Here is a 21,708-nt window from a genome sequence, read left to right as displayed (position 1 = left end):
GGGGAGGATGTCCGGCGCCGGGCCGCCCCCGGCTGGACGGCGCCCCTCGGGGGCAGGAGCGCAGCGACTGGGGGGCCTGATCAGAGCGAAACCGGCCGCGTCTGCAGCTCGCGGTACCACTCGTCCTTCAGCGCCATGAAAAAGCCCTTGAGCGTCTTCGCATGGGCGAATTCCAGGCCGTAGGGCTTGTGGCGCGCCATCACCAGGCCGCCGGGGGCGAGCTTGCCCTGCTCGACCACCGGCTGCGGCACGTAGAGGAAGAACTCGTCGGCCCCCGCCGCGCCGGCGGGCTGGACGGCCTGCAGCGTCAGGCGCTGCGTGCCCGGCTGGCCGGCGACCTCGGCCACCTCGATGATGCGGTACTCGCCCTCGGCGACGTTGCGGTCGCCCGAGGAGCTGTTGCTGGAATGCTCGATCGAGCCCGAGATGCTGCCCACGCTCTGCGAGGCCGCCGACGACGCCGACGAGGTCGAGTCGGCCCAGGCGGGCGCGGCGAGCGCGGCGGCGACGAACGCGGCGAGCGTGGCACGGTGCAAGGGGTAGGCCATGGGCTGCTCCAGCGGTTGGCGGGGAAGGTACGCGATGCTAACGCGGCGATGTTCCCGGACGATTGTTTCCGGACGATTGCCGCGTGTGTCACCGCGCGACGCCGCCGCTGCCGCCACTGCCCCGGCCTTGGTTAGCATCGCGGCGCCGTGACCACCGTTTTGCACCGCCGCTGGCTGCCCGCCGCGCTGCTCGCAGCGCTGGTGCTGGCCGGCTGCGGCTCGGGGCCCAAGTCCATCGGGCGCGACGGCCCCGAGGCGAACCCGCCGGCGGGGCTGGCGAACGTGCCCGACGCCGAACCGCGCATCGAGCCGATCCGCAGCGGCGGGCCGAACAAGCCCTACGAGGTGCTGGGCCAGAGCTACGTGCCGATCACGCAGGACCGCGCCTTCAAGGAGCGCGGCCTGGCCTCGTGGTACGGCCGCAAGTTCCACGGCCGGCGCACCGCCAACGGCGAGGTCTACGACATGTACGCGATGACGGCCGCGCACCCGACGCTGCCGCTGCCGAGCTACGCGCGCATCCGCAACCCGGCCAACGGCCGCGAGGTGATCGTGCGGGTGAACGACCGCGGGCCCTTCCACAAGGGCCGCATCGTCGACCTCAGCTACACCGCCGCGCTGCGGCTCGACCTGCTGCGCGGCGTCGCGCCGGTGGAACTGGAGCGCATCACCTTCGCCGAGATCCGCAGCGGCGCGTGGCGGCGCGGCGCGGCCCAGCCGGCGCCGGTGGCGCTGGCTCCCGCCGCGCCGCCGCCCGAGCCCGAACCGCCGCCGCCCGCAGCCGCCGCCGAGCCGCCCGAACCGGAGGGCACGAGCGCGCTGCGCCCGCTCGAACTCGCGCCGCCCGGCTTCTGGATCCAGCTCGGCGCGTTCCGCCAGCGCGATGGCGCCGAGAGCTTCCAGCGCCGCGTCGCCGACGAACTCGACTGGCTCGCGCCGCGCCTCGCGCTGTTCGTCGACACGCCGCTGCTGCGCCTGCAGGCCGGGCCGTATGCCACCCGCGAGGAAGCGCGGCAGAGCGCCGAGCGCGTGCGCGAGGCCTTGCAACTGGTGCCGGTGATCGTCGAGCGTCGTTAGGCGGCGTCGTAGTTCACCGGCTCGACGTAGCGCGCATCCTCGTGCAGCGCCCAGTAGGCGGCCTGCAGGCGCGCCGTCACCGGGCCGAAGACGCCGGCCGCGCGGCCGCCCACCGCCACGCCGTCGACCCGCGCGATGGGGATCACGCCGCCGCCGGTGCTGCTGAGGAACACCTCGTCGGCGCGGCGCAGCGCGGCCACCGGCAGCAGCGCCTCGCGCACCGCGATGCCCTGCGCGCGCGCCAGCTCGATCACGGTGCGGCGCGAGATGCCTTCGAGCACGCCCGCGGCGGGCGTCAGCAGCTCGCCGTCGACCAGCGCGAAGACGTTGAAGCCCGGGCCTTCGGTGACGTTGCCGGCGCCGTCGACCAGCACCACCGTCTCGGCGCCGTGCTCGTAGGCCTGGAACAGCGCGCCCACCATGTCGAGCCAGTGGTAGTTCTTGATGCGCGGGTCGACGCTGGCCGGCGCGATGCGCTGCACGTCGCTGACGTGCAGGTCGACGCCGCGCGCCTGCTTGGACGGGTCGGCGATCCACACGAACGGGATCGCGAAGGCCATGAAGCGGTTGGTGCAGCCGCGCGGGTCGCGCGAGCCCGGCGCGGGCAGGCCGCGCGTGCACAACACCTCGACGTAGGCGTCGCGCAGGCCGCTGCGGCGCACGCATTCGTGCATCACCGCGCGCACCTGCTCGCGCGTGCGGCCCGGGTCGAGCCGCAGGCGCCGCATGCTGGCGAAGAAGCGCTCGACGTGGTCGGACAGGCGGAAGAACTTTCCCTGCCAGACGTGCGCGACGTCGTAGGTGGCGTCGCTGTGCAGGAAGCCCCAGTCGAAGATCGAGATCTTCGCGTCCTCGGGGGCGACGTAGCGCTCGTCGACAAATGCACAGCCGGGCATCGCGGGCTCCGTGGGTTGAGGGTGCGCCACAGTATGCTCCGCGCGACCATGGCCACGCCGCCCCCCCAGCCCGTCACCGCGCCGCGCCAGGTGCTGCTGTTTTCCGGCCACCTGGTCGACGCGCCCGGCCGGCCGCAAGCGCGTTTTCCGCTCGCCAAGGAAGACGCCGCCGCGCGGCGCATCGGGGCCGAGCTGGACCGCCTGGACGCCGGCGCGCAGGACCTGGCGCTGACGCAGGGCGCGGCCGGCGGCGACCTGCTCTTCGCCGAGGCCTGCGTGGCGCGCGGCGTGCCGCTGACGCTGCTGCTGCCGCTGCCCGAGCGCGAGTTCCTCGAACGCTCGATGCGGCCCTGCGAGGGCGGCGAAGCCTGGTGCGCGCGCTACCGCGCGCTGAAGGCGCATCTGCGCGAGGCGCCGCGCGTCGCCGACGACGAACTGGGCCCGCTGCCGCCCGGAGAGGATGCCTTCGAGCGCGCCAACCGCTGGCTGCTGTCCAGCGCGCTGGCCTTCGGCGCGGCGCGGCTGCGCTTCATCACGCTGTGGGACGGCGCCGGGGGCGACGGCCCGGGCGGCACGCGCGACATGGTCGAGGCGGTGCGGCGCGCGCGCGGCGAGGTGTGCTGGATCGACAGCCGGACGCTCTGACCGGCCCGGCCGGCGCGGTTCGTTCAGTGCGGCCCGATGCGCGCCGCCGGCTGCGCCGCGGCGCGTTCGGAGCGGTCCCAGGCCAGCGCCGCGAGCGCGCTGACGACGGCGACGACGACGAGAACGAGGGCGATGCGGGCAACGAGGCGCATGGGCGAAGCCGGGAAGCGGGAAAACGACAGGGCGCGATGCTAAGCGCAAGCGTCGGCCGCGCCGGTAGAGTGCGCTCCCGGTCGTGGTGAAGCCGCGCACGACGCGCCGCCGGCGCCACGCGCGGCGGGCAGATGTCACGCCGGCTGGGGCGAGAATCGGCGCTCATGACCAAGTCCGCGCCGCAGCGCGCGCTCGAAAAGCTCGGCCTCACGCGCGACATCGACCTCGCGCTGCACCTGCCACTGCGCTATGAGGACGAGACCCGGCTGACGCCGATCGCCGCGCTGCGCGACGGCGAGACGGCGCAGGTCGAGGGCGTGGTGCTCGACAGCCGCGTGCAACCGCACCCGCGCCGGCAACTGGTCGTGAAGCTCCATGACGACAGCGGCGAGCTGCTGCTGCGCTTCCTGCACTTCTATCCCTCGCACCAGAAGACGCTGGCGGCCGGCGCGCGCGTGCGCGTGCGCGGCGAGGCGCGCGGCGGCTTCTTCGGGCTGGAGATGGTGCACCCGGCCTTCAAGGCGGTGGCCGAGGGCGCGCCGCTGGCCGCCGCGCTGACGCCGGTCTATCCGGCCAGCGCGCAACTGCCGCAGGCCTATCTGCGCAAGGCCGTGGCCTCGGGCCTGGCGCGCGCCGACCTCTCCGAGCTGCTGCCGCCCGGCACGCTGCCGGCGCGGCTACCGAGCCTGCGCGAAGCGCTGGCCTTCCTGCACCACCCGGCGCCCGACGTGGGCCTGGCGACGCTGGAAGACCGCAGCCACCCGGCCTGGCAGCGCCTGAAGTTCGACGAGCTGCTGGCGCAGCAGCTCTCGCAGCTCGAAGCCAAGCGCGAGCGCGCACAACAGCGCGCGCCGGCCTTCGCGCTGCGGCCGGGCGGCTTGCAGGAAAAGCTGCTCGCCGCGCTGCCCTTCGCCTTGACCGAGGCGCAGCGGCGCGTGGTCGAGGAGATCGCGCTCGACCTCGGCCGGGAAACGCCGATGCACCGCCTGCTGCAAGGCGACGTCGGCTCGGGCAAGACGGTGGTGGCGGCGCTGGCCGCGGCCGTCGCGATCGACGCCGGCTGGCAGTGCGCGCTGATGGCGCCCACCGAGATCCTCGCCGAGCAGCACCTGCGCAAGCTGGTCGGCTGGCTGGCGCCGCTGGGCGTCACGGTGGCCTGGCTGACCGGCAGCCGCAAGGGCAAGGCGCGGCGCGAGATGCTGGCACAGGTGGCCTCGGGCGAGGCGGCGCTGGTGGTGGGCACGCACGCGGTGATCCAGCAGCAGGTGGAGTTCGCGAGGCTGGGCCTGGCGATCGTCGACGAGCAGCACCGCTTCGGCGTCGCGCAGCGGCTGGCGCTGCGCTCCAAGCTCGCCGACGGCCCGCTCGAGCCGCACACGCTGATGATGAGCGCCACGCCGATCCCGCGCACGCTGGCGATGACGCTGTTCGCCGACCTCGACATCAGCACCATCGACGCGCTGCCGCCCGGCCGCACGCCGGTGCTGACCAAGCTGTTCGCCGACACGCGACGCGACGAGGTGGTCGCGCGCATCCGCGACGAGGTGGCCGCCGGCCGGCAGGTCTACTGGGTGTGCCCGCTGATCGAGGAGTCGGAGACGCTGGACCTGCAGAACGCCACCGCGACGCACGCGCAACTGTGCGACGCGCTGCCCGGCCGCGGCGTCGGCCTGCTGCACGGCCGCATGCCGGCGGCGGAGAAGGCGGCGGCGATGGCGCTGTTCACGGCCGGGCGCATGGACGTGCTGGTCTCGACCACGGTGATCGAGGTCGGTGTCGACGTGCCCAAGGCCTCGCTGATGGTGATCGAACACGCCGAGCGCTTCGGCCTGAGCCAGCTCCACCAACTGCGCGGGCGCGTCGGCCGCGGCGCGGCGGCCAGCGTGTGCGTGCTGCTGTACGCGACGCCGCTGTCGGCGACGGCCAAGTCGCGCCTGAAGGCGATGATCGAGACCACCGACGGCTTCGAGATCGCGCGCCGCGACCTGGAGATCCGCGGCCCGGGCGAGTTCTTCGGCGCGCGCCAGTCGGGCGCGCCGCTGCTGCGCTTCGCCGACCTCGCCGAAGACGAGCCGCTGCTGCGCCAGGCGCGCGCCGTGGCCGAGACGCTGTTAGCGCGGCACCGCCCGGCGGCCGCGCGCCACGTCGCGCGCTGGCTGGGGGCGAAGACGGACTACCTGAAGGCCTAGCCAGACGCTAGGCTAGAAGTGCATCTGGTACTTCGCGCCGTCGGAGAACAGGCACACGCCGGTGCCCATCGTCGGCCCGCTGATCAGGTACTCGCACTGCGCGTTCACGCCCTTCGATCCGTAGGCGTTGGCGATGCCGCGGCGGCCGCTGAAGTGGCGCGCCGCCGTGCCCAGCACCTCGTTGTGCACGCGGCCGAAGGCGGCGTAGCCGGCGTCGACGCGCGTGGCCTCGCCTTGCAGCGTGTCGCCCAGGTAGGCGAGGCTGAAGCTGCCGCGGCCGGTGTAGCCGTCGACCACGGTGGCGTTGAGCAGCCCGCCCTGGTTCGCCTGCGGGTTCAGCGGGTAGAGGCGCACGTTCAGCACGCCGGGCTGCGGCGGCGCGGCCGGCGCCGGCGGCGTGAGCACGGTGATGCCGTCGCGCACGGCCGGCGGCGGATAGGGTTGGCCGGTGCGCGGATCGAGCGGCACCACGACGCAGGCGGACAGCGCCGCGGCCGCAGCGAGCGCGGCGAACACGAGGCGGATGCGATGGCGTGACGAAGCTGTGTGCATGGGTCGAAGCGAATCGCGGCACATGCCGCGCACACAGGTTCCCCCGCGCCGCCGCTTGCCGCAAGCGCGCGACGCGCCGGTACAGCGCCGCGATGCCCGACGGCGCACGCCGCGATGCGCCGCGCTGCGATACTCGCCGCATGACGCTCACGGAACTCCGCTACATCGTCGCCGTCGCCCGCGAGAAGCATTTCGGCCGCGCCGCCGAGGCCTGCTTCGTCTCGCAGCCGACGCTCAGCGTGGCGATCAAGAAGCTGGAGGAGGAGCTGGACGTCAAGATCTTCGAGCGCGGCGCCAGCGAGGTCAGCGTCACGCCGCTGGGGCAGGAGATCGTGCGCCAGGCGCAGTCGGTGATCGAGCAGGCCGCGGCGATCAAGGAGATCGCCAAGCGCGGCAAGGACCCGATCTCCGGCCCGCTGCGCCTGGGCGTGATCTACACGATCGGGCCCTACCTGCTGCCCGACCTCGTCAAGCAGGCGATCGAGCGCGTGCCGCAGATGCCGCTGATCATCCAGGAGAACTTCACCGCCAAGCTGCTGGAGATGCTGCGCACCGGCGAGCTGGACGCGGCGATCATGGCCGAGCCCTTTCCCGACACCGGCCTGGCGGTGGCGCCGCTGTACGACGAACCCTTCATGGCCGCGGTGCCCAAGACGCACCCGCTGGCCCGGCGCAAGAGCCTCACGGCCGAGGAGCTGAAGAACGAGACCATGCTGCTGCTGGGCACGGGGCACTGCTTCCGCGACCACGTGCTGGAGGTCTGCCCCGAGTACGCGCGCTTTTCCAGCGACGCCGAGGGCATCCGCAAGAGCTTCGAGGGCTCGTCGCTGGAAACCATCAAGTACATGGTCGCCTCGGGCATGGGCGTCACGGTGGTGCCGCAGCTCTCGGTGCCCAAGGAGGCGCAGCCGCACGTCACCTACATCCGCTTCGCCGCGCCGGTGCCGACGCGCCGCGTGGTGCTGGCCTGGCGCCGCACCTTCACGCGCTACGAGGCGATCGCGGCGCTGCGCAACTGCATCTACGCCTGCGAGCTGCCGGGCGTGGCGCGCCTGACCGAATGAGGCTATCGCCGCCTTAGCGGCAATTGTTTTGACCTGCCTCGGGGTGGTTCCTAGAGTGGCGCAGCACCATTTCGCCATTCACCACGAAGGAATCCACCGATGTCGCAGACCCAGACCCCCGAAGCCGCCGGCTGCCCGTTCGCCGGCCACGCCAAGCCCGCCGGCATCGGCGGACGCAGCAACGCCGACTGGTGGCCCGACCGGCTCAAGCTCGAACTGCTGCAGCAGCACTCCGAGCGCTCCAACCCGATGGGCACGGCCTTCGATTACGCCGAGGCCTTCGAGCGGCTCGACCTCGACGCGGTGGTCGCCGACCTGAAGGCGCTGATGACCGACTCGCAGGACTGGTGGCCGGCCGACTTCGGCCACTACGGCCCGCTGTTCGTGCGCATGGCCTGGCACAGCGCCGGCACCTACCGCATCGCCGACGGCCGCGGCGGCGGCGGCCGCGGCCAGCAGCGCTTCGCGCCGCTGAACAGCTGGCCCGACAACGTCAGCCTCGACAAGGCGCGCCGGCTGCTGTGGCCCATCAAGCAGAAGTACGGCCGCAGCCTGTCGTGGGCCGACCTGATGATCCTGGCCGGCAACGTCGCGCTGGAGAGCATGGGCTTCAAGACCTTCGGCTTCGCCGGCGGCCGCGAAGACGTGTGGGAGCCCGACCAGGACGTCTACTGGGGCCGCGAAGCCCAGTGGCTGGGCGGCGCCGAGCGCTACGACGCCGACACGTCGTCGCGCCTGCTGGAGAACCCGCTGGCCGCGGTGCAGATGGGCCTGATCTACGTGAACCCGGAAGGCCCCAACGGCAAGCCAGATCCGGTGGCCGCGGCCCACGACATCCGCGAGACCTTCGCGCGCATGGCGATGAACGACGAGGAGACGGTGGCGCTGATCGCCGGCGGCCACACCTTCGGCAAGACGCACGGCGCGGGCCCGGCGACGCACGTCGGCGCCGACCCGGAAGCCGCCGCCATCGAGGCTCAGGGCCTGGGCTGGGCGAACGGCTTCGGCTCCGGCAAGGGCGCCGACACCATCACCAGCGGCCTGGAAGTCACCTGGACCACCACGCCCACGCGCTGGAGCAACAACTTCTTCTGGAACCTGTTCGGCTTCGAGTGGGAGCTGACCCAAAGCCCGGCCGGCGCGCACCAATGGATACCCAAGCACGGCATGGGCGCCGGCACGGTGCCGCATGCGCACGACAAGTCCAAGCGCATCGCGCCGGCGATGCTGACCACCGACCTGTCGCTGCGCTTCGACCCGGCCTACGAGAAGATCTCGCGCCGCTTCATGGAGAACCCCGACGAGTTCGCCGACGCCTTCGCGCGCGCCTGGTTCAAGCTGACGCACCGCGACATGGGCCCGCGCTCGCGCTACCTCGGCAAGCTGGTGCCGCAGGAAGAGCTGGTTTGGCAAGACCCGGTGCCCGCCGTCGACCACCCGCTGGTCGACGCGCAGGACATCGCGGCGCTGAAGGCGCAGGTGCTGGGCTCGGGCCTGACGACGGCGCAACTGGTCTCCACCGCCTGGGCCTCGGCCTGCACCTTCCGCGGCGGCGACAAACGCGGCGGCGCCAACGGCGCGCGCATCCGCCTCGCGCCGCAGAAGGACTGGGAGATCAACCAGCCGGCCACGCTGGCCAAGGTGCTCGACACGCTGGAGAACATCCGTAAAGAGTTCAACGGCACCGCCGGCGGCGGCCGGAAGATCTCGCTGGCCGACCTGATCGTGCTGGCGGGCAACGCAGGCGTCGAGGCGGCGGCCAAGCAGGCCGGTGTCGACGTGACGCTGCCCTTCGCGCCCGGCCGCACCGACGCGACGCCGGAGCAGACCGACGTCGAATCCTTCGCGGTGCTCGAACCCAAGGCCGACGGTTTTCGCAATTACCTGCGCGCCGGGCTGGAGCCCTACGCGGCCGAGCTGCTGATCGACAAGGCGCAGTTGCTGACGCTCAGCGCGCCGGAGATGACGGTGCTCGTCGGCGGCCTGCGCGTGCTGGGCGCCAACGCCGGCGGCGTGAAGCACGGCGTGTTCACGCAGCGCGAGGGCACGCTGTCCAACGACTTCTTCGTCAACCTGCTCGACATGCGCACCGCCTGGCAGAAGTCGGCCGCCGCCGGCGTGTTCGAAGGGCGCGACCGCCGCAGCGGCGAGACGCGCTGGACCGCCACCGTCGCCGACCTGGTGTTCGGCTCGAACTCGCAGCTTCGCGCGCTGGCCGAGGTCTACGCGTCGAGCGACGCGCAGGAGAAGTTCGTGCGCGACTTCGCCGCCGCCTGGACCAAGGTGATGAACCTGGACCGCTTCGACCTCGCCTGAGCGCGCTTGTCGATCGTCATTGGCGCAACCCTGCCGCTTGGTTAAAGTGGCAGGGTCGTTTTTCTTTTCGAATCGAGGAGCATCGAGCATGGCGAAGAGCAGCAGCAAGACCCCCGCGAAGACCCCCGCGAAGTCGTCCGGGCCGGCCATCAACATCGGCATCGGCGAGAAGGACCGCACCGCCATCGCCGGCGGGCTGTCGCGCCTGCTGGCCGACACCTACACGCTGTACCTGACCACCCACAACTTCCACTGGAACGTCTCCGGGCCGCTGTTCAACTCGCTGCACGCGATGTTCATGGCCCAGTACACCGAGCTGTGGAACGCGGTCGACCCGATCGCCGAGCGCATCCGCGCGCTCGGCGCGGCGGCGCCGGGCTCCTACGCGCAGTTCGGCGCGCTGGCCTCGATCAAGGACGCGCCGGCCAAGCCGCCCAAGGCGATGGAGATGGTGCGCATCCTCGTGCAGGGCCACGAGGCGGTGGCGCGCACCGCGCGCAGCGTCTTCGCGCTGGCCGACAAGGCCGACGACCAGCCCACCGCCGACCTGCTGACGCAGCGCCTGGACATCCACGAGAAGACCGCGTGGATGCTGCGCTCGCTGCTGGAAGAGTGAGCGTTCGGGTCGCGGTCGTCGCCTTCGACGGCTTCGACGAACTCGACACCTTCGTCGCGCTGGGCCTGCTGAACCGGCTGGCCGCGTCGGGCTGGAAGGCCGAGATCGCCAGCCCGGCCTCGCACGTCACCTCGATGAACGGGGTGACGGTGCAGGCGCAGCGGCCGCTGGAATTCGCCAACGAGGCCGACGCGGTGATCTTCGGCAGCGGCCTCTACGCCCGCGCGATCGCCGAAGGCGCAGGCAAGAGCGGCACGCTGCTCGACCGATTGCAGCTCGACCCGCTGCGCCAGACGATCGGCGGGCAGTGCTCGGGCGTGCTGCTGATGGCGCGCCTCGGCCTGCTGGCCGACATGCCCGCCAGCACCGATGCGCTGTCCAAGCCGTGGGTGGTGCAGGCCGGCGTGCGCGTGATCGACGCGCCCTTCCATGCGCGCGGCCCCGTCGCCACCGCCGGCGGCGGCCTCGCCGCGCAGTACCTGGCCGCGTGGATGATGGCCCGGCGCGCCGGCTTCGACGCCGCCGCGCAGGCGCTGCACCCCGCCGCGCCGGTGGGCGAGAAGGACGAATACGTGGCGCGGCTGCTCGGCGTGGTGCGCCCCTTCGTCGACGCGCCGGCCGGCTGAGCCCGGCGCGGCGGGGATAATCGCCGCCCCATGTCCGATCTCACCCCGCAAGTGCGGCGCCGCCGCACCTTCGCCATCATCTCCCACCCCGACGCCGGCAAGACCACGCTGACGGAAAAGCTGCTGCTGTTCAGCGGCGCGATCCAGATCGCCGGCAGCGTGAAGGCGCGCAAGGCCAGCCGCCACGCCACCTCGGACTGGATGGAGATCGAGAAGCAGCGCGGCATCTCGGTCGCGTCGTCGGTGATGCAGATGGAGTACCGCGACTGCGTGGTCAACCTGCTCGACACGCCCGGCCACCAGGACTTCTCGGAGGACACCTACCGCGTGCTGACCGCGGTGGACGCCGCGCTGATGGTGATCGACGCGGCCAATGGCGTCGAGCCGCAGACGCGCCGGCTGCTGCAGGTCTGCCGCGCGCGCAACACGCCCATCCTCACCTTCGTCAACAAGATGGACCGCGAGGTGCAGGAGCCGCTGGCGCTGCTGGACGAGATCGAGCGCGAGCTGGGCATGTCGGCGGTGCCCTTCACCTGGCCGGTGGGCATGGGCAAGCTGTTCGGCGGCGTGCTCGACCTGCGCCGCGACCAGATGCGCGTGTTCTCGGCCGGCGAGGACAGGGTGAAGGAGGGCGGCGACGAGATCGTCGACGGCATCGCCAACGCCTCGCTGCGGCAGCGCTTCGGCGCCGCCTACGAGCAGGCCGCCAACGAGGTCGAGCTGGTGCGCGAGGCCGCGCCGGCCTTCGACGAGGCGCAGTTCCTCGCCGGCCGCCAGACGCCGATGTTCTTCGGCTCGGCGATCAACAACTTCGGCGTGCAGGAGGTGCTGGACGCACTGGTCGAGCTCGCGCCCAGCCCGGGCCCGCGCCAGGCCATCCAGCGCGAAGTGCAGCCCGACGAGAGCAAGTTCAGCGGCGTGGTCTTCAAGATCCAGGCCAACATGGACCCGGCGCACCGCGACCGCATCGCCTTCGTGCGCGTGGCCTCGGGCCACTTCGAGCGCGGCATGCGGCTGAAGGTGGTGCGCTCGGGCAAGGAGCTGCGGCCGAACACCGTGGTGAGCTTCCTGAGCCAGCGCCGCGAGCTGCTCGACGAGGCGTTTGCCGGCGACATCATCGGCATTCCCAACCACGGCGTGCTGCAGCTCGGCGACACGCTGACCGAAGGCGAAGCCTTGCAGTTCACCGGGCTGCCGTTCTTCGCGCCGGAGATGTTCCGCACCGTCGAGGTGGCCGACCCGCTGAAGACCAAGCAGTTGCGCGCCGGCCTGACGCAGCTCGGCGAGGAGGGCGCGATCCAGGTGTTCCGCCCGCTCGGCGGCTCGATGCTGCTGCTCGGCGCCGTGGGCCAGTTGCAGTTCGAGGTGGTGGCGCACCGCCTCGAACACGAGTACGGCTGCAAGGCGCGCATCCAGCCGGCGCGCTACAACGTGGCGCGCTGGGTGACCTGCGACGACGCGGACAGCGGCGAGCGCGAGCTGAAGCGCTTCGTCGACGGCAATTCGCACCGGGTGGCCTACGACGCGGTGGACGCACCCTGCGTGCTGCTGGAATACGCCGGCGAACTGCGCGCGATGCAGGAGAACTGGCCCAAGATCCGATTCCACGCGCTGCGCGAGCACGCGGGGCTGGTGTTCCACAAGCAGATCGACGCCTAGGCTTAGGCCACGATCGGGATCGTCAGCCGGTCCTCGTCGTGCAGCATCAGCGCCTGCGTCGCGCTGACCTTGCAGACCCAGGTTTCGAGGCGGTGCGCCGCGCTCAGGCTCAGTGCCTGCGGCGCCAGCACCGCGCCGCAGATGCCGCCGGGCCGGCGCACCGAGGCGTAGCGGATCCACTGCGCCTTGCCGTGGCTGCGCGCCGCGCGCGCCAGCGCCTGGCAGGGTGTGTAGTCGTCGCGCAGCGCCCATGACGCAGACGCCGCCGACCATGGCGCGCGGCGCAGGTCCAGCACCACGCCTTTCACCTGCGCCTGGAAGAAGGTGTGCTCGGTGACGAGTTCGCCCGCGCGCAGCCCCTCGCTGTCCATCAGGAAGCGCCAACGCCAGTAGCCGACCTCGGTGCAGGCGGTCTCGCGCTCGCGGGCGCCGTACCAGACGCCCGGGTCGGTGCCGGCGCGAAAGCGCGAGCCCCAGGGCGAGCGGTAGCGGAAGGGCGTGGCCAGCAGGTAGTGCAGGCCCTCGGCGGCTTCCGGCAGCGGCGGCTTGCTGGCGTCGAGCAGGCGTTCGAGCGTGGCCTGGTCGTCCAGGCTGTCCACCAGGCGCAGCGTCGCCACCCGGTGCTGCGCCTCGACGCCGCGCCACAGCAGCGCGCTGGCGCCGCGCAGCGGCGTGGCGAACCACTCGTCGCGCCAGGGCTGCATCTACCCGCCGCCCCGCCGCCACCCAGCCATCCGACGCCGGATGGCGCTGCAGGCCTGAGCCGAACCGGGCAGTCGCCGCGGATCCGGCTCCGCCGGTCCGCTGGCGGCGCTCCCCTGGGGGGGTGCGCCGCAGGCGCTCCGGGGGGGATTCATCAGACCGGCGCGCGCATCGCGTCGAGGTAGGCCACCGCGGCGACCAGCCCCTGCGCGCTGAGGATCAGCGTGGCCGGCACGCCGCCCAGCGCGTCGTTGCGGCTGCGCATCCAGGCCAGGCGGCGCGCCTCGTCGTTGCCCACCAGCGCGTCGAGCGAGCGGTACAGGCGCACCAGCAGCAGGGCCAGCTCGCCTTCCTTGGCGGAAGGCGCCAGGCCGCGCTCGCCGCGCGCGATGCGCGACACCGTGGCCTCGCTGACGCCGAGGATGCGCGCCAGCGCCGCGCCGTTCAGCCCGAGCAGCGCGGCGGCGCGCTGCGTCGCGGTGGCAAGCACCGCGGCGGGGTCGGAGGCGGCGCGGGCCGGCTTGCGGCGGATGGGCAGGGTGATCGTGCTCATTTCATATGAAAGACTATGCTAGTTTTCATTCAATTGCAAGCGATCGGGGCAAGCCCGCGCCGCGCGCACAATCGCGCCATGAACACGCTCGCCGCCCCGTCGCGCCTGGCGCTCTACCTGGACCTGATCCGCTGGGACCGCCCCGCCGGCAGCTACCTGCTGCTGTGGCCGACGCTGTCGGCGCTGTGGATCGCCGCCGGCGGCTTCCCGGGCTGGCATCTGCTGGCCGTCTTCGTCGCCGGCACCTTCCTGATGCGCAGCGCCGGCTGCGCCGTCAACGACGTCGCCGACCGCGAGTTCGACCGCCACGTCAAGCGCACCGCGCAGCGCCCGGTCACCAGCGGCGCGATCTCGCCGCGCGAGGCGCTGCTGTTCGGCGCGCTGCTGGCCTTCGCCGCCTTCCTGCTGGTGCTGAGCACCAACCGCGCCACCATCCTGTGGAGCTTCGCCGCGCTGGCGGTGACGATTTTCTACCCCTTCACCAAGCGCTTCTTCTCGATGCCGCAGGCGGTGCTGGGCGTGGCCTTCAGCTTCGGCATTCCGATGGCCTTCGCGGCGACGCGCGGCGAGGTGCCCGCGCTCGCCGGGTGGCTGCTGCTGGGCAACCTGTTCTGGGTGCTGGCCTACGACACCGAGTACGCGATGGTCGACCGCGACGACGACCTGAAGATCGGCATCCGCACCTCCGCGATCACGCTCGGCCGCTTCGACGTGGCCGGCGTGATGCTGTTCTATGCCGCCTTCCTGGCGATCTGGGCCTGGCTGGGCGCGGGGCTGGGCCTGGGCTGGCCCTATTTCGCGGGCCTCGCCGCGGCCGGCGCGATCGCCGGCTGGCACTGCACGCTGATCCGCAGCCGCACGCGCGAAGGCTGCTTCCGTGCCTTCCGGCTCAACCACTGGGTGGGTTTCGTGGTGTTCGCCGGCGTGGTGGCGGCCTTCGCGCTGCGCTGATCAGGGATAGAGCCCGCGCTCCTCGCGCGCCGTCAGGATGCGCTCGCAGGCCACCGCGAAGGTGGCGGTGCGCAGCGTGATCCGGTGCTTGTCGGCGGTGTCCCAGATGCGCTTGAGCGCGCCGACCATGATCTTGTCCAGGCGCAGGTTGATCTCGTCCTCGGTCCAGAAGAACGAGCTGAAGTCCTGCACCCACTCGAAGTAGCTGACGGTCACGCCGCCGGCGTTGCAGATCACGTCGGGCACGACGAGGATGCCGCGCTCGGCGAGGATGTCGTCGGCCTCGGGCAGCGTCGGGCCGTTGGCGCCTTCGAGCACCAGCTTCGCGCTGGTGCGCCGGGCGCGCTCGGGCGTGATCTGGCTCTCCAGCGCCGCGGGGATGAGGATGTCGCACTTCACGTCCCAGAACGACTCGTCGTCGGCGCGCTCCGCGCCCTTGAAGTCGCCGACGCCGCCGTACTGCTTGAGCGTGGGCATCAGCTCGGCCATGGCGATGCCGTTTTCGTTGACGATGGTGCCGGTGTGGTCCTGGATCGCGACGATCTTGGCGCCGGCCTGCGCGAACAGCTCGGCCGCCGCCGAACCGACGTTGCCGAAGCCCTGCACCGCGACGCGCGCGCCGTCGAGTTCGAGGCCGATGCGCCGCGCCGCCTCGCGCCCGGTGACGAACACGCCGCGCCCGGTGGCCTTCACGCGGCCGAGCGAGCCGCCCAGGTGGATCGGCTTGCCGGTGACCACGCCGGTGGCGGTGCTGCCGGTGTTCATCGAGTACGTGTCCATCATCCACGCCATGATCTGCGGGTTGGTGTTCACGTCGGGCGCCGGGATGTCCTGGTTCGGCCCGATGATGATGCCGATCTCGCTGGTGTAGCGGCGCGTCATGCGCTCCAGCTCCTTGTGCGAGAGCTTCTTCGGGTCGACGCGGATGCCGCCCTTGGCGCCGCCGTAGGGCAGGTTGACCGCGGCGTTCTTGATCGACATCCACGCCGCCAGCGCCATCACCTCTTCCAGCGTGACGTCGGGGTGGTAGCGCACGCCGCCCTTGCCGGGGCCGCGCGACAAGTTGTGCTGCACGCGGAAGCCCTCGAAGTGCGCCACCGAGCCGTCGTCGAGTTCGATCGGCACGTCGACGATCAGCGCGCGCTTGGGGCGCTTGAGCGTCTCGCCCCAGCGGGCCAGGTGGCCGAGGTAGGGCAGCACGCGGTCGACCTGCGACAGATAGGTCTGCCAGGGGCCGCGCGGATGCGGGTGGACATAGGACAGGCTCGGGGTCATGGTGTCTCCGGTGTTGAGGTGCCTGCGTGCCCGCGCCGCGCTCGTGGCGCGGCCGGCCGCATGCGGCGAGACTGTAGGCCGGCTCGCGCCGAGTTTTTCACCGTCCGCCATGCCGGCTTTGCATGGCTTGCGCCGCGGGCGGCATGCCCGCGGGTTCAGGCGAACTCGTCGCCGAGTTCCTTCGCGCGTTGCTGCGCCGCGAGAATCGCCCGCGCGAAGGCATTCTTGACGCCGTCGGCTTCCAGCGCGCTCAGCGCGGCGTGGGTGGTGCCGCCCTTGGAGGTGACGCGCTCGCGCAGCACTTCCGGCGGCTCGCTGGAGGCCTGCGCCAGCGCGGTCGCGCCGGCGAAGGTGGCCAGCGCGAGCTGCTTGCCCTGTTCGGCGGACAGGCCCATCCGCTGCGCCGCCTGCGTCATCGCCTCGACGAAGTAGAAGACGTAGGCCGGCCCCGAGCCCGACAGCGCGGTGACGGCGTCCAGGTCTTCCTCGCGCGCCACCCACAGCGTGCGGCCGGTCGGCGCGAGCAGCGTCTCGGCGAGGCGGCGCTCGTCGGCGCTCACCGCGTCGCGCGCGAACAGTCCGGCGATGCCCTGGCCGATCAGCGCCGGCGTGTTGGGCATGCTGCGCACCACGCGCTGGCTGCCGGTGGCGCGCACGATGGTCTCGCTGCGGATGCCGGCCATCACGCTGAACTGCAGCGCGCCGCCCACGTGCGCGGCGCAGGGCGCGGCGGCGTCGCGGAAGAGCTGCGGCTTGACCGCCCAGACGATCGCCTTCGCCTGCGCCAGCGCCGCGTCGGGCGTGCCCTGGGTGCGCACGCCGTGCTCGGCGGCCAGCTTGGCGCGCTGCGCCGCGCCGGGGTCGATCACCAGGATGGAGTCGCCCGGCCGGCCGGCGGCGACCAGCCCGCCGATGATGGCCGAGGCCATGTTGCCGCCGCCGACGAAGGCGAGCAGGTCGTGCTGCGGAGTGCTCATCGGGGGTTCCTCACTGCGGGGCCGACGGGATCGACGCAGGCGATGAAGGCGCCGGGGGCGCCGAGGCCGGCTGCGCCGGCAGCACCACGCCCGGGCCGAGCGGGATGTCGGTCGCCTCGACGATCTTGTTGACGAAGAAGCGCGTCTCGCCGAAGCAGCTCGTCGGCAGGCCGACCTTCTCTTCGTAGTGCAGGCTGACGCGCTTGCCCATCGCGGCGCTGATCTCGTGCGCCAGCGCGTCGTCGTGCACGGTGAAGTTGAACTTCTCCACCGAGCTGCCGGGCAGCGAAACCAGCGCCAGCTCGCCCTCCCAGGTCTTGCAGATCCAGCCGCGCTTGGAGAACTTCTGCACCCAGCCGGCGCGCTCGCCGCTGGCGTAGCTCCAGTTCAGCGCGAACGCGAACCAGGCGGTGACGAGGGCGACCAGGGCGACGATGGCGATGACGACGGTTTTCATGGGTGCAATCGTCGCACACCCGCGATGTCAGTCCCGCGCCAGCCCGGCCAGCAGCTCGACGTTGCCGCCGGCCGCCGCGGTGTTCACCGTCAGCGTCTGCTCGGCGCAGAAGCGGTACAGGTAGTGCGGCCCGCCGGCCTTCGGCCCGGTGCCCGACAGGCCCTCGCCGCCGAAGGGCTGCACGCCGACCACGGCGCCGATCATGTTGCGGTTCACGTAGACGTTGCCCACGCGCGCCGCCTCGGCGATGCGCAGCGCGCGGCCGTCGATGCGCGTCTGCACGCCCAGCGTCAGGCCGTAGCCGAGCGCGTTGACGCGCGCCACCAGCGCATCGACCTCGCCGCGCCAGCGCACGATGTGCAGCACCGGGCCGAAGATCTCCTGCGTCAGCGCGCCGACGTCGTCCAGCTCGAAGGCCACCGGCGCGACCAGGCGCTCGACGCCGGAGCCCGCCGGCGTCTGGCCGACCAGGCGCGCCTCGCGGCGCAGCCGCTCGACCTGCGCGCGCAGGCCGGCGTGCGCCTCGGCGTCGATCACCGGGCCGACGTCGGTGGCCAGCAGCGCCGGGTCGCCGAGCGCCAGCTCGGCCATCGCGCCGCGCAGCATCTCGATCACGCCGTCGGCCACGCTGTCGTGCAGCAGCAGCAGGCGCAGCGCCGAGCAGCGCTGGCCAGCGGAGCGGAAGGCGCTGGTCACCACCGCGTCGACCACCTGCTCGGGCAGCGCGGTGCTGTCGACGATCATCGCGTTGATGCCGCCGGTCTCGGCGATCAGCGGCACGATGGCGCCGTCGCGGTTGGCCAGCGTGCGGTTGATGGCGCGCGCCACCGCGGTCGAGCCGGTGAAGCACACGCCGGCCGTGCGCGCATCGGCCACCAGCGCGGCGCCGACCGTCTCGCCGGCGCCGTGCAGCAGCGCCAGCGCGTCGCCCGGCACGCCGGCCTCGTGCAGCAGCGCCACCAGGCGCTGCGCCACGCGCGGCGTCTGCTCGGCCGGCTTGGCGGCCACGCTGTTGCCGGCCACCAGCGCGGCGGCCACCTGGCCGGTGAAGATGGCCAGCGGGAAGTTCCACGGGCTGATGCAGACGAACACGCCGCGGCCGTGCAGGCGCAGCTCGTTGTGCTCGCCGGTCGGGCCGGGCAGGGTCTGCACCGCGAGGCGCTGCTCGGCCTGCTCGGCGTAGTAGCGCAGGAAGTCGACCGCCTCGCGCACCTCGGCCACGCAATCGGCCAGCGTCTTGTGCGCCTCCTTGACCAGCAGGCCGCAGAACTCGGCCAGCCGCGCGTCCAGCGCGTCGGCGGCGCGGCGCAGCACCTGCGCGCGCTCGGCCACCGGGCGGGCGCTCCAGCGCGGGAAGCCGGCGTGCAGGCGCTGCATCGCGCTGTCGATCTCGCCGGGCGTCGCCTCGGCCATCGGCTCGACGCGCGCGGCGGCCACCGCGGCCAGCAGCGGCGCGCGCTGCGCCAGCACGGCGAGGTCGGCGCCGGTCGAGTTCGGCCGCGTGCCGTACAGGTCGCGCGGCAGCGCCAGCCCCGGGGCCTGCGCCGGCGCCAGCGGCGAGGCGAGCAGCGCGTCCACGTCCACCGCCGGGTCGGCGAGCTGGTGCACGAAGGAGGAGTTGGCGCCGTTTTCCAGCAGGCGGCGCACCAGGTAGGCCAGCAGGTCGCGGTGCTCGCCCACCGGCGCGTAGACGCGCACCGGCACGGCGGTGCTCGCCATCACCTCGCGGTAGACGCTCTCGCCCATGCCGTGCAGGCGCTGCATCTCGAAGGCCGCGCCGCTGCCTTCGGCCATTTGCAGGATGGCCGCGATGGTGCCGGCGTTGTGGGTGGCGAACTGCGGGTAGATCACCTCGTGCCGCGCCAGCAGCGCGCGGGCGCAGGCGAGGTAGGACAGGTCGGTGTGCTGCTTGTGGGTGAACACCGGGTAGCCGGCCAGGCCCAGCTCCTGCGCGCGCTTGACCTCGCCGTCCCAGTACGCGCCCTTGACCAGCCGCACCATGAAGCGCAGGCCGTGCTGGCGGGCGATGCGCGCCACCTCCTCGATCACCGCCAGCGCGCGCGTCTGGTAGGCCTGGATCGCCAGGCCGAAGCCGCGCCAGCGCGGATGCGCCTGCGCGATGCGCGCGGCCAGCGCCTCGAGCACGTCGAGCGAGAGTTCGAGGCGCTCGCTCTCCTCGGCGTCGATGGTGAGCTTGAGGTCGGCGCGCGCCGCCGCGTCGACCAGCGTCCACACGCGCGGCAGCAGTTCGGCGAAAACACGCTCGCGCTGCGCCGCCTCGTAGCGCGAGAACAGCGCGCTGAGCTTGATCGAGATGCCGTCGCCGGCCTCGGGCCCGCCGCCGGGCGAGGCCTGCGCGATGCGCTCGATCGCCTGCGCATAGGCGGCGTGGTAGCGCTGCGCGTCGGCCTCGCTGCGCGCGCCTTCGCCGAGCATGTCGTAGCTGAAGCGCAGCGCCGGCTGGGCGCGGCGCTGCGCCTGCGCCTCGGCCATCGCCTCGGCGATGTGGCGGCCGAGCACGAACTGGCGGCCGAGCAACTGGATCGCGCGCACCGTGGCCGCCACCACGGTCTGCGCGCCCAGGCGCTTGAGCAGGCCCGACTCCTGCTCGGCGCCGGGCAGGAAGCGCTTGGACAGGCCGATCGCGCTGGCCGACAGCGCGGCGAGCATGCGGTGCGGGCCTTCGGCGTGGTGGGCGTCGAACTGCGCCTTGCCGAGCTGGTCGGCGGTCAGCGCGATCGCCGTCTCGGCGTCGGGCACGCGCAGCAGCGCTTCGGCCAGGCGCATCAGCGCCAGCCCCTCGGCGCCGGAGATCGGGTATTCGCGCAGCAGCGACTCCATCGCCCAGAACGGCGCCGGCTTGTCGCGCACCGCGCGCACCCAGGGCGCGGCGACGGCGGCGGCGCGCGGCCAGTCGAGCCGGCCGGCGAGTGTTTGCAGCGCGGCGTCGAGCGCCTCGCGCTCGGGCCGGTAGGGGTCGGGCAGGCGGGCGGTCTCGGGCGCGGCGGTGAACATGGCTGGCCTCCGTGGTAACGACAGGATTCGAATAAGTTGCTAGGTTATAGATTGCTCACTAGGATTAATCGCTGAATCGACCCCATCACGCCGGATAAATTTCACCACACCTCATGAACACCGACGACAGCGACCGCGCCCACTCGCTCGACAAGATCGACGTCCGCATCCTGCGCGTGCTGCAGAAGGACGGGCGCATCTCCAACCTCAAGCTGGCCGAGGAAGTGCACCTCTCGCCCACCGCCGTGCTGGAGCGCGTCAAGCGCCTGACGCGCGACGGCTTCATCCTCGGCTACGAGGCGCGCCTGAACCCGGACAAGCTCGGCGCCGGCATGCTGGTCTTCATCGAGGTGGTGCTCGACCGCACCACGCACGACGCGATGAACGCCTTCAAGGCCGCGGTGCAGGTGCGCGCCGAGATCCAGGAGTGCCACCTGGTGGCCGGCGGCTTCGACTACCTGATCAAGACGCGCGTGGCCAACATGCAGGCCTACCGCGAGCTGGTGGGCTCGGTGGTCTGGGCGCTGCCGGGCGTGCGCGAGACGCGCACCTACGCGGTGATGGAAGAGGTGAAGAACACGGCGCTGCTGGCGATCTGAACGCGCCGGCGACGCGTCAGCCCTTGCGGCCCGGCGCCGCGCCGGTCTTCACCGGCTCGGGCAGCGGCTTGGCGGCCAGCACGCGCACCTGCTCGACGAGGTGGTTGTGCGCGTCGAGAAAGGCCGCGGCGATCACCTTGCCCTCGTTGGTGTTGCTCCAGCCCAGGCCGCCGGCGCCGCCGGTCTTGCCGATGACCAGGCCGCCGAGGCCGAGGTCGGTGGTGCGCGCGGCGCCGGTGGCCGACGAGAGCTGCTCGGTGGTCTCGTTGTCGGTCAGCAGCAGCACCACCTGCGCCTCCTTCAGCTTGACCTGCTCGGCCGCGCCGGCGAATTTGTCGAGGAAGGGGATCTGCGCCAGGATGCCGCCGATCTGGCGGCCGGCGTCCTGTTCGCTGAAGGTCAGGCTGGGCACCACGCTGTACTGCGCGACGATGCCGCGGCCCTTGCGCACCGTGGCGTCGTCGGCGCGCAGCACGCCCTGGTCCTTGAGCTCCTGCTCGCGCACGGTGGCGTTCAGGCCGGCGTTGCGGTCGACGATGCGGAAGCAGCCGCTTTGCTGCATCAGCACGCGCACCAGCGGCAGCGGCGACTCCGGCAGGCCGCCGCGCCCGATGCCGACGTAGCCGCGCTGGTTCTCCACCAGCGAGACCACCGCCACCGGCGCGTCGCATTTCCGCAGCTCCTTGGCGGCATCCTGCGCGCCGGCGGAACCGCCCGAGCCGCTCACCACCGAGCCGCCCTGGCCGAGTTCGACGCCCTGCTTGCCGCAGCCGGCCAGCACCACAGCGGCGGCGGCCGCCGCCACCCACGCGAAGTTCTTCATCTGCCTGTTTCTCCC

21 protein-coding genes are annotated in these 21,708 nt (G+C 72.4%); 10 read left to right on the top strand and 11 right to left on the bottom strand.

What is annotated here, in order from left to right; translation table 11 throughout:
- Nucleotides 1-80: 80 nt before the first annotated feature.
- Complete coding sequence (locus QM792_RS02685; protein ID WP_415147636.1) at nucleotides 81-548, bottom strand: hypothetical protein; 468 nt, start codon at nucleotides 546-548, stop codon at nucleotides 81-83.
- A 147-nt stretch (nucleotides 549-695) separates the two neighbouring features.
- On the opposite strand from QM792_RS02685, the gene QM792_RS02680 reads away from it, so the two are divergent.
- A complete protein-coding gene (locus QM792_RS02680; RefSeq protein ID WP_415147635.1) occupies nucleotides 696-1,625 on the top strand; it encodes a septal ring lytic transglycosylase RlpA family protein in 930 nt (309 codons plus the stop codon).
- On the opposite strand, the gene QM792_RS02675 is transcribed toward QM792_RS02680, so the two are convergent.
- Nucleotides 1,622-2,521, bottom strand: coding sequence for an aminotransferase class IV (locus QM792_RS02675; RefSeq protein WP_415147634.1), 900 nt, complete (start codon nucleotides 2,519-2,521; stop codon nucleotides 1,622-1,624). The two genes, QM792_RS02680 and QM792_RS02675, sit on opposite strands and share 4 nt — an antisense overlap.
- A 48-nt stretch (nucleotides 2,522-2,569) precedes the next feature.
- Here QM792_RS02675 and QM792_RS02670 point away from each other — a divergent pair, with 48 nt between their 5' ends.
- Nucleotides 2,570-3,166: a hypothetical protein gene (locus QM792_RS02670; protein WP_415147633.1), complete on the top strand. Its 597-nt coding sequence runs from the start codon at nucleotides 2,570-2,572 to the stop codon at nucleotides 3,164-3,166.
- A 23-nt stretch (nucleotides 3,167-3,189) separates the two neighbouring features.
- On the opposite strand, the gene QM792_RS02665 is transcribed toward QM792_RS02670, so the two are convergent.
- Nucleotides 3,190-3,318, bottom strand: a complete 129-nt coding sequence (locus QM792_RS02665; protein WP_415147632.1) for a hypothetical protein — start codon at nucleotides 3,316-3,318, stop codon at nucleotides 3,190-3,192.
- A gap of 132 nt (nucleotides 3,319-3,450) precedes the next feature.
- Between QM792_RS02665 and recG the strand changes: the two genes are divergently transcribed.
- Nucleotides 3,451-5,508, top strand: coding sequence for an ATP-dependent DNA helicase RecG (gene recG / locus QM792_RS02660; protein WP_415147631.1), 2,058 nt, complete (start codon nucleotides 3,451-3,453; stop codon nucleotides 5,506-5,508).
- 12 nt (nucleotides 5,509-5,520) lie between these two features.
- Here recG and QM792_RS02655 read toward each other — a convergent pair whose 3' ends face one another.
- On the bottom strand, nucleotides 5,521-6,024 hold the full coding sequence (locus QM792_RS02655; RefSeq protein ID WP_415147630.1) for a hypothetical protein: 504 nt from the start codon (nucleotides 6,022-6,024) through the stop codon (nucleotides 5,521-5,523).
- A 176-nt stretch (nucleotides 6,025-6,200) separates the two neighbouring features.
- Between QM792_RS02655 and QM792_RS02650 the strand changes: the two genes are divergently transcribed.
- The 5 genes from QM792_RS02650 (at nucleotide 6,201) to QM792_RS02630 (ending at nucleotide 12,341) form a co-directional block, all read left to right on the top strand.
- The gene (locus tag QM792_RS02650) at nucleotides 6,201-7,124 is read left to right on the top strand and encodes a hydrogen peroxide-inducible genes activator (protein WP_415147629.1); all 924 of its coding nucleotides are present in this window, start codon (nucleotides 6,201-6,203) and stop codon (nucleotides 7,122-7,124) included.
- 99 nt (nucleotides 7,125-7,223) lie between these two features.
- Nucleotides 7,224-9,440 carry a catalase/peroxidase HPI gene (gene katG / locus QM792_RS02645; RefSeq protein WP_415147628.1) on the top strand — a complete coding sequence of 739 codons (2,217 nt, stop codon included), beginning with the start codon at nucleotides 7,224-7,226 and terminating at the stop codon, nucleotides 9,438-9,440.
- Nucleotides 9,441-9,528: 88 nt separating this feature from the next.
- Nucleotides 9,529-10,056 (top strand): Dps family protein, encoded by a 528-nt coding sequence (locus QM792_RS02640; RefSeq protein WP_415147627.1) that lies wholly within the window; start codon nucleotides 9,529-9,531, stop codon nucleotides 10,054-10,056.
- On the top strand, nucleotides 10,053-10,682 hold the full coding sequence (locus QM792_RS02635; protein ID WP_415147626.1) for an AraC family transcriptional regulator: 630 nt from the start codon (nucleotides 10,053-10,055) through the stop codon (nucleotides 10,680-10,682). Before QM792_RS02640 ends, QM792_RS02635 begins: the two co-directional genes overlap by 4 nt.
- 30 nt (nucleotides 10,683-10,712) lie before the next feature.
- On the top strand, nucleotides 10,713-12,341 hold the full coding sequence (locus QM792_RS02630) for a peptide chain release factor 3 (protein ID WP_415147625.1): 1,629 nt from the start codon (nucleotides 10,713-10,715) through the stop codon (nucleotides 12,339-12,341).
- A gap of 2 nt (nucleotides 12,342-12,343) precedes the next feature.
- Here the strand turns inward: QM792_RS02630 and QM792_RS02625 are convergent, their stop codons facing one another.
- A complete protein-coding gene (locus tag QM792_RS02625; protein WP_415147624.1) occupies nucleotides 12,344-13,045 on the bottom strand; it encodes an RES family NAD+ phosphorylase in 702 nt (233 codons plus the stop codon).
- 152 nt (nucleotides 13,046-13,197) lie between these two features.
- A complete protein-coding gene (locus QM792_RS02620; protein ID WP_415147623.1) occupies nucleotides 13,198-13,596 on the bottom strand; it encodes an antitoxin Xre-like helix-turn-helix domain-containing protein in 399 nt (132 codons plus the stop codon).
- A gap of 78 nt (nucleotides 13,597-13,674) precedes the next feature.
- On the opposite strand from QM792_RS02620, the gene ubiA reads away from it, so the two are divergent.
- Nucleotides 13,675-14,547: a 4-hydroxybenzoate octaprenyltransferase gene (gene ubiA / locus QM792_RS02615; RefSeq protein WP_415147622.1), complete on the top strand. Its 873-nt coding sequence runs from the start codon at nucleotides 13,675-13,677 to the stop codon at nucleotides 14,545-14,547.
- Here the strand turns inward: ubiA and QM792_RS02610 are convergent, their stop codons facing one another.
- The 4 genes from QM792_RS02610 to QM792_RS02595 form a co-directional block, all read right to left on the bottom strand.
- On the bottom strand, nucleotides 14,548-15,822 hold the full coding sequence (locus QM792_RS02610; RefSeq protein ID WP_415147621.1) for a Glu/Leu/Phe/Val family dehydrogenase: 1,275 nt from the start codon (nucleotides 15,820-15,822) through the stop codon (nucleotides 14,548-14,550).
- Nucleotides 15,823-15,977: 155 nt separating this feature from the next.
- Nucleotides 15,978-16,799, bottom strand: a complete 822-nt coding sequence (gene proC / locus QM792_RS02605) for a pyrroline-5-carboxylate reductase (RefSeq protein ID WP_415147620.1) — start codon at nucleotides 16,797-16,799, stop codon at nucleotides 15,978-15,980.
- 10 nt (nucleotides 16,800-16,809) lie between these two features.
- A complete protein-coding gene (locus tag QM792_RS02600) occupies nucleotides 16,810-17,256 on the bottom strand; it encodes a hypothetical protein (RefSeq protein ID WP_415147619.1) in 447 nt (148 codons plus the stop codon).
- A gap of 27 nt (nucleotides 17,257-17,283) precedes the next feature.
- Nucleotides 17,284-20,271, bottom strand: a complete 2,988-nt coding sequence (locus tag QM792_RS02595) for an L-glutamate gamma-semialdehyde dehydrogenase (protein WP_415147618.1) — start codon at nucleotides 20,269-20,271, stop codon at nucleotides 17,284-17,286.
- Between the two features lie 113 nt (nucleotides 20,272-20,384).
- On the opposite strand from QM792_RS02595, the gene QM792_RS02590 reads away from it, so the two are divergent.
- Nucleotides 20,385-20,870, top strand: coding sequence for an Lrp/AsnC ligand binding domain-containing protein (locus QM792_RS02590; RefSeq protein ID WP_415147617.1), 486 nt, complete (start codon nucleotides 20,385-20,387; stop codon nucleotides 20,868-20,870).
- Between the two features lie 16 nt (nucleotides 20,871-20,886).
- Here QM792_RS02590 and QM792_RS02585 read toward each other — a convergent pair whose 3' ends face one another.
- Nucleotides 20,887-21,693, bottom strand: coding sequence for a CsgG/HfaB family protein (locus QM792_RS02585; protein ID WP_415147616.1), 807 nt, complete (start codon nucleotides 21,691-21,693; stop codon nucleotides 20,887-20,889).
- Nucleotides 21,694-21,708 lie beyond the last annotated feature (15 nt).

The sequence above is a fragment of the Piscinibacter sp. genome (assembly GCF_047600445.1).
Lineage (GTDB): Bacteria > Pseudomonadota > Gammaproteobacteria > Burkholderiales > Burkholderiaceae_C > Piscinibacter.
The sequence above is the reverse complement of the archived record's forward strand: the minus strand, read 5'-3'. Positions and strand labels throughout refer to the sequence as shown.